The organism is Mesorhizobium sp. M4A.F.Ca.ET.022.05.2.1 (genome assembly GCF_003998845.1).
Taxonomy (GTDB): Bacteria; Pseudomonadota; Alphaproteobacteria; order Rhizobiales; family Rhizobiaceae; genus Mesorhizobium.
This window is the reverse complement of record NZ_RZOJ01000353.1, coordinates 1-6,296: the sequence shown is the minus strand read 5'-3', so window position 1 is coordinate 6,296 and position 6,296 is coordinate 1. Positions and strand designations below refer to the sequence as shown.

The 6,296-nt window shown below is 60.6% G+C and carries 9 protein-coding genes; 6 read left to right on the top strand and 3 right to left on the bottom strand.

The features are described 5' to 3' along the window. Nucleotides 1–89: 89 nt before the first annotated feature. The 3 genes from EN745_RS27270 to EN745_RS37240 all read right to left on the bottom strand — a co-directional run bounded on the left by EN745_RS27270 (nucleotide 90) and on the right by EN745_RS37240 (nucleotide 1,194). Nucleotides 90–611 carry a GNAT family N-acetyltransferase gene (locus EN745_RS27270; protein WP_127422690.1) on the bottom strand — a complete coding sequence of 174 codons (522 nt, stop codon included), beginning with the start codon at nucleotides 609–611 and terminating at the stop codon, nucleotides 90–92. After that, the gene (locus tag EN745_RS27265; RefSeq protein WP_127422689.1) at nucleotides 608–889 is read right to left on the bottom strand and encodes a DUF1778 domain-containing protein; all 282 of its coding nucleotides are present in this window, start codon (nucleotides 887–889) and stop codon (nucleotides 608–610) included. The genes EN745_RS27270 and EN745_RS27265 overlap by 4 nt, the downstream gene beginning before the upstream one ends. Nucleotides 890–1,047: 158 nt before the next feature. Beyond that, nucleotides 1,048–1,194: a hypothetical protein gene (locus EN745_RS37240; RefSeq protein WP_245487848.1), complete on the bottom strand. Its 147-nt coding sequence runs from the start codon at nucleotides 1,192–1,194 to the stop codon at nucleotides 1,048–1,050. On the opposite strand from EN745_RS37240, the gene EN745_RS27260 reads away from it, so the two are divergent. From EN745_RS27260 to EN745_RS27235, 6 genes are all read left to right on the top strand, one after another. After that, entirely contained in the window at nucleotides 1,166–2,044 is an 879-nt protein-coding gene (locus EN745_RS27260) for a DUF1403 family protein (RefSeq protein WP_245487847.1), read from the top strand. The genes EN745_RS37240 and EN745_RS27260 overlap by 29 nt on opposite strands. A 2-nt stretch (nucleotides 2,045–2,046) precedes the next feature. Beyond that, nucleotides 2,047–2,706 carry an SMC-Scp complex subunit ScpB gene (locus EN745_RS27255; RefSeq protein WP_127422687.1) on the top strand — a complete coding sequence of 220 codons (660 nt, stop codon included), beginning with the start codon at nucleotides 2,047–2,049 and terminating at the stop codon, nucleotides 2,704–2,706. 150 nt (nucleotides 2,707–2,856) lie between these two features. Next, nucleotides 2,857–3,483: an ATP-binding protein gene (locus EN745_RS27250; protein ID WP_127422686.1), complete on the top strand. Its 627-nt coding sequence runs from the start codon at nucleotides 2,857–2,859 to the stop codon at nucleotides 3,481–3,483. Further along, on the top strand, nucleotides 3,480–4,106 hold the full coding sequence (locus EN745_RS27245; RefSeq protein ID WP_127422685.1) for a hypothetical protein: 627 nt from the start codon (nucleotides 3,480–3,482) through the stop codon (nucleotides 4,104–4,106). The genes EN745_RS27250 and EN745_RS27245 overlap by 4 nt, the downstream gene beginning before the upstream one ends. Before the next feature lie 30 nt (nucleotides 4,107–4,136). Beyond that, complete coding sequence (locus EN745_RS27240) at nucleotides 4,137–4,349, top strand: hypothetical protein (protein WP_127422684.1); 213 nt, start codon at nucleotides 4,137–4,139, stop codon at nucleotides 4,347–4,349. Nucleotides 4,350–4,906: 557 nt separating this feature from the next. After that, nucleotides 4,907–5,827 carry a DMT family transporter gene (locus EN745_RS27235; RefSeq protein WP_189363173.1) on the top strand — a complete coding sequence of 307 codons (921 nt, stop codon included), beginning with the start codon at nucleotides 4,907–4,909 and terminating at the stop codon, nucleotides 5,825–5,827. Nucleotides 5,828–6,296: the final 469 nt, after the last annotated feature.

The window sequence follows — 6,296 nt, the reverse complement described above, 5'->3', positions numbered from 1 at the left end:
ATCAAGTCCCACGGCACGGACGATCTCGATGACGTCCGGTAGATCGTCGTCCTGCCCGGCGCCCTTGGAATTGTCGGCGGCCGTCATGATCAAAGCCTCCCGCCGAGACGAAGCGCGGCCGCGAAAGAGGCCAACGGCAAAAATAGTGACAAAGGCCGATCCTCCAGGCCCAGGGCGCCGTAGGATCGATACCATGCCGCCACACGCTCATTCTTGGCATCGATGAACATCAGGGTGCCGCCAACCTCGGCCGCTGCCCGAATGCAGCGCAACGCCGCCGCAAGCAGCAACTGGCCGCCCAGTCCCTCACCATGGGCCGACCGCGCCACGGCGAGGCGCGCCAACCGGAAGCCACCGATCTCATAGCGGCCCAGGCCTTTGCGGAGTTTCTCCGGCACGCGCTCGAACTCCGCCGCGGCGGGGCTCAGCGCGTAGAAACCGAGAACCGTTGCGTCATGCTTTGCCACGGCGAGAAACGTCTTCGAGGCGCCCCGCTCATGGTTGCGGCGCGCATGCATGCGAAGAAATTCATTGAGGGCGGCATCGCCGCAGTCGAAACTGTCGCGGTCGTGCCGGGCGACGGGCTCCTCGCCCCACGCCGGCAGGCTCATAGATCGGCGGGCAGCGCCCGCGCCGCCGCGATCAGCTTCTCGTTGGGGGCAGGCGGGTTCTCCAGCGCCTCCAGGACGCGCAGTCCGTCGCGTTCGGACAGAATGATCCGGTCGTTGCGCTCGATGATCTCGCGCGAGGCGTCGAGGACGGTGCGCAGGACAAAATCCGTTATCCCGGCGGCGCCCGCCAACTGGGTGGCGCGCAGGATCACCGCCTTGTCGGCGGGCTTAATGCGAAACGACATGCGCTGGCTGTCACTGACGGCGGAGCGGGGCATGGGGCGAATCCTTCGCTTTTCGGCGGCTTTGACTGTATGATTTCGCGGGCTTAGCGTCAAGATGTACAGTTTCATGCCGTACATTTCAAAAACGACTGATAAGGCAACATTACCGGACGTAATTGGTTGCGACGGGCTGTGCGCTTTGCACCGAATGCCTAGCGAAAAGCGCACGACGGCGTTATCGTCCACGCCATGATTCGTCCCGCCATGTCGCCGATTGCATCGACCTGCGAGCCGCCCGCCGTGCCCGGCTGGGCGATCCAGCGCGGGCCGATGACAAGCGATGCGGAGGCCGCCTTCATGGCCGGCGCGGCGTTGCATGCGCTCGACACTCTGGTGCGCTACGAGCCCGCCTGGGCCGGCGCCTGGCGTCAGCGGCTCGCCCTGAAATGCGCCGCCGCCGCCGTTCGTCTCGCCGGCCGCGCCGAGGACGAGGCGGCGCTGCGCGACGCCTGGCATCTGCGCAGTCCAGGCGACGATCCCGGCCCCTCCGGCAATATTTTGGGTGCCTGGCGACAGCTGGCCTCGCGGCCGCCAGTGGTCGACGCCAAAAGACTGGCGGAAGTGGTTGAATGGCTCGGCCTGCGCTGGGACGACGGTTTTGCCGATCTCCCGGAAGCAATCGACGACTTGGTCCGCTCCGGCCGACCGGCGCCGTTTGCCGCCGCGACTATCGCCAGCCGGGTTGTTGCCCTGTGGCCGGGAGCGGAAGTGCTGGCCTGGTGGTGCGCCGATTTTTTGGTGGCGCAAAAACTGCGCTGGGCAAAGCCGGTGCCGCTGCTGATGGCCCAGGCTTTTGCCCCCGCGTTCCGAACCGGTGATGGCCGCGGCAAGCGGATTAGGCCGGGAGAGCAAAAGGAATTTGAAGGGGCGGTATGCCTAGCGCTGGTGCGGGGGGCGGACGACGCCTTGCAGTTGGCCTCAGAACTGTCCCGACGCGCCGAGCGGCTCGCGGAGGTGATGCCAAGGCTGCGCGCCAAGGGGGCAGGGGACGTGGTGAAAAGACTGCTTGATGACGATGCCGTGGCCGGCTCGCTGACCACCAAAAGCCTGTCAAGATTCGGGGCCCGGCGGCTGTTCGAGCGGCTGCAAACCTTCGAGGCGGTACGGGAGCTGTCCGGTAGGGACTCCTTCCGGTTGTTTGGACTATAACGATGGTCGGAGCCGCCGCACGCAAGGCGCAAAATAATCAGCCGGCGCTGCTGGACACCGAACTCGAGCACCTGCCGGCGGATCTTCGCTGGCGCGAATGGATGGGCCGCGTCGAAGCGGTGATTTTTGCGGCCAACGAACCGGTGCGACGCGAGGTGCTGGCGCGGGTCGTCGGCAAAAACTGCAATCTCGAGCTGATCATCGACGACATCCGCGCCGAGCTCGCCGGTTGCCCCTATGAGCTGGTCGCGGTCGCCGGCGGCTGGCAGCACCGGACGAAGAAAATTTTTGGCGACGCCATTCGCGCCGCCTTCGGCACGGCATCGGGCGAGAGGGCAAAAGAACTGTCGCAGGCGGAGGCGCTGGTCTTGATGTGCATCGCCTATTTCCAGCCGATCACACGGGGTGAGATGTCGAGCTTTTTCGGCAAGGAGGTGTCGCGCGACCTGATCGGCGTGCTGCGCGCGCAGGAGCTGATCGCCTCGGGGCCGCGCTCGCCGCAGCCGGGGGCGCCCTATACGAATGTGACGACCAAAAATTTTCTGTCGCAGTTCGGGCTCGACACGCTGCGCCAGCTGCCGGATTTCGAGGCGCTCGAGGACGCTGGCCTACTTAAGACCGAGGCGGGTGCAAAATGGGATGTTTCCCGAGGCCCTCCCTGAACCGCCGAACGGGTTTGAGGAGGATCTCTCGCCTTGATCATCGATCGCGAAAGCAGAGCCAGGAACGCCGGAGTGCTGTAGAGGCTTTCCGGCTACCCGACAGGATGTTGGGCTGCTAAGACACACAACACAGCACGTCGGGGGAACGACATGGATGGAGGACCGAGAACTCGCGAAGTCATCGCTGAGCAACAGTGTTATAGCGAGGCCAAAGCGCGAGACCAAAACCTCAATTTGTTCGTCCCTGAAGCCTTCATCCGTGGAATTTGGCATATCGGATACAAGAGCAACCTGGAGGCGCTCGCCGAACTCGTCGACAATTCGATCCAAGCCTATTCGGAACGGGTAGATCTGCTCTTCAATTTCTCCAGCGATGGATCGGCCGCTAGGCCTACCCAGTTGGCGGTTGTCGATGATGGACACGGAATGGCACCTGGAATGTTGCGGTTTGCCATGATGTGGGGCGGGACCCACAGAGAGAATGATCGCGAAGGTCTTGGAAGATTTGGATATGGGCTTCCCTGCGCGACTGTCAGCATGGGACGCCGTTTTTCGATCTATTCGAAACTTGAATGCGGCGGTACCTACGCTGTCACTCTTGATCTCGATCTGCTTGATAACGACGCCTATCGGAACACCGATGGCGAGTTGGAAATCCCGCCAGTTCGTCGGGCACATTTGCCCGACTTTGTTGGCAACGCACTTGCACAAAGCCATCCGGGCGGGTGGAAGTCCGGAACGGTCGTGGTCATAGACAAGCCGGACCGGCTGGATTGAACCACGGCTGCGGGCCTGCGTCGCAATCTAGTCCGGCATTTCGGGGTCGCCTATCACAAGCTGCTTCGTGCGACGTCGATCTACATCGATGGGGAGAGGGTGCGGCCAATAGACCCGCTGTCCTCTCTCCTGACGCCGAACTATTCGCGCTGGACGAAGATCATGCCAACGCGCTTGATCCGGTCACCATCTCGATCGACGGCGAACTCGGTGATGCGCGCGGATCGATTACGCTGCGCTATGCGTGGCTTCCACCTTCTTTTGGTGCGACCGATAAGGACCGCGACGCAATCGGCATTAACGCCAACTCCCGCTTTCCCATCCTGAAGCACTATCACGGCATTATCTTCAGCCGAAATGGTACGTATCGTAGACATTCAGGCCGGACCCCTTGGACCACGTTCATCAACAACGATCGATATATCCGCGTTGAGATTGAGTTTTCCGCAAGCGTCACAACTGCGAAGCAGCAGGTGTCGCTCTCGCGGGAAGTGGCCGAAACGAAATCCATCGCAGCGCTGGACAATCCTGATCGTGCGGAGGAACTGCGCGCCTCGCTGGATGGACCGAAGGAGCGCGCAAGCTGGTTGGAAGTGGGCACTTCGAACGCCGGAAGCAAATGAGCGTTTGCGGCAAGGGGACATCTCGACCTTATGGATGCGGAAGCTCTCGAAAAGGACTACTCGAATACGCGCAAATTCGTCACCGCCATCGGCGAGTTCCGATCCTACATCGCTTCCAACAGTGTCAGCCTGATCAATTACGGCGAACGCTACCAGTCCGGTGAACGCATTTCCTCAGCCTCCGTCGAGGCAACCGTCAATGCCGTCATCAGCAAGCGGTTCGCGAAAAAGCAGCAGATGTAGTGGAGCAGGATCGGCGCGCAACTTCTGCTGCAAACCCGGACGCGGACCCTAGACATGGCGAACGACAGTCACGAGAATGGCGAAAAGGTCTGCGCCGCTTGACCGCGCCACAGATCCTTATACTCCCCATAATTCACGGGACGAAATATGCGTTCCAGCCCGCCCTACAAATCCTCATGCTCCCCAGCCTACCGCGCCAATTACTCGCGTTATTCTAGGTGTCGGTGCACGTGAGCGTGCTGTCGAAGCATGATAAAATAATCACGTTATTTTATGTGAATAGTACGTTACGTCAATTCTTAACATGCCAAAGTCCGTTTTCGCCACAATACCGATAAGTCATATGTTACACCTTCGGGTGCTCATGCAGACGTCCCGAAGTGCGAGCGTTGGGCAAGTCTAACCAACACAGCTTTGTGTGCACGATGCACGAGCCATCCGTACCGCCTCGAATGAATGAGCAGAGTGAACAACAGCCCTAGACTTCGAGAGGCACCTCGTATGAGCAAAGCACTCCTTCCCCGCCACGGGCCCGCCCATTGGGCAGTCCAACTTCCGTGATTGAGGATAGTCATGGAAAAGGACTTCTTTTTATTGCGATCTCCGCCGTCGCGTGGAGCACCGCAGGTCTGTTCGTCAGAGTTCTCTCCCTAGATGCCTGGACAATTCTGTTTTGGCGCAGTGTGTTTGCAGCAGCCTTCTTGGCGACTCATCTCATTGTAGTAGGCCCAAGACACGGCCTTCTCCCAACGAGGCGCGGGATGATCGTTGCCGCGTGTTTGTCACTCTCCATGCTCGCTTTCATCCCGGCGTGCCAGTTAACCTCGATCGCCAGCGGAGCAGCCATCTATGCGACTACACCGGTCTTTACGACGATATTGGCCGGGCTTTGGCTGGGAGAACAAATTGGACCTGGGATAGTTTTTGCCGTAGTATTGATCATTGCAGGCAGTTGCGTGCTTATCTGCGGATCCGACTCGGGGTCAAACTTTGTCGGCGATGCATTCGCAATTGTGACGACCTTCATGAACGCTGTCGTCACTGTGCTTATTCGCCGGCACCGAGAACAATCGCTTCTGGCTTCCATGTGTCTGGCCAACATTCTTGTCTCATTGGTCAGTATGTGTTTTGCAGCGCCTCTGTCCATAAATAATATGAGAGATCTGGAATATCTTGCACTTTTCGGACTAGTGCAGGTTTGGTTGGCTGTGGTGTTCTTTTCGGCAGGCTCACGTCGAGTTGCAGCGTCGCAGGGCTCCTTGGTTGCAGCTCTAGAAACTCCACTTGCTCCATTTTGGGTGTGGCTCGCGTTCGGCGAAACTCCCTCCCTGACCACCGTCATCGGAGGCAGTATCATTATCTCGGCAATGGCTGGCTACCTTGTAGCCCTGGGCGTGCGCACCGCAGGGCGGACAACTGGCGTTTTGGGCGATGAGAAAGTGCCGCCCAGCGTTGAAAAATGTAGCGAAAGTGAATGACGCGCCCGTCTGACGCCGCTGGGTCGAGAGGAAAGCGCAGTCGCTCATCGAAAGGCCTAGGTGGGTTGAAATATACGGCAGCCTGCGGGCGAACGTCGTGGCGCGTTTGGTTCAGCGCTCTACAGCCGAGCCGACGGCGAGGGGGCTTGCCACGCGCGGGCCCTTCGGGATTGGCAGGCCCCGAGCCTACGAGCGGGGCGGGGCCGGCATGGCTCCGGCACCGGAATCGCTATTGCTTCCGGCGGGGATCGAGCGCTGACGACGGAGCAGGCGGCGTGCCGGACCAGCGGAAACGTAAATCCGCCCGGATGCCGGCGTGATCGAGATGGAAACGATGCCGCCGCCATGCGGGTCGGCCGCGGCGCCGTTGCGGCGGTGATCCGTGCGCTCAAGCGCCGTAGTGATCCGGCCGGCGGGCGCGTCAAGGTCATGGCAGCGACGAAACCGGAGGACTTCCCCAATTATATGG